Origin of the sequence: Pseudomonas sp. FW305-25 (genome assembly GCF_017351415.1) — a bacterium.
Classification (GTDB): Bacteria; Pseudomonadota; Gammaproteobacteria; order Pseudomonadales; family Pseudomonadaceae; genus Aquipseudomonas; species Aquipseudomonas chlororaphis.
In genome coordinates this window covers 1-317 of sequence record NZ_JACNDE010000093.1, presented here as the reverse complement: position 1 = coordinate 317, position 317 = coordinate 1, and the positions used below count along the sequence as shown (strand labels likewise).

1 protein-coding gene is annotated in these 317 nt (G+C 62.5%); it reads left to right on the top strand.

Annotation, left to right across the window (positions count from 1 at the left end):
- A partial coding sequence (locus J4E58_RS31825; RefSeq protein WP_207255378.1) for an RHS repeat domain-containing protein occupies positions 1-317 on the top strand: 317 nt, incomplete at both ends.

Sequence of the window (317 nt, the reverse complement as noted above, 5' to 3'; positions counted from 1 at the left end):
GCCAACCTGGCCAACGTCAAAGGCAACCGCCTGCTGATGCAAGGCGACCGCCACTACGACTACGACGCCTTCGGCAACCTCAGCCGCGAACGCCGCGGCGCGGGCCAGAAGCTGGTCACCGAATATCAGTACGACTGCCAGCACCGGCTGATCGGCGTCAGCCTGCCCGGTGGCAGCACCGCGACTTACCAGTACGACGCCTTTGGCCGGCGCATCGCTAAAACCGTTGATGGCCGTACTACCGAGTTTCTCTGGCAAGGCGAACGGTTGATCGCCGAAAGCGGTGAGAATCGCTATCGCAGCTACATCTACGAGCC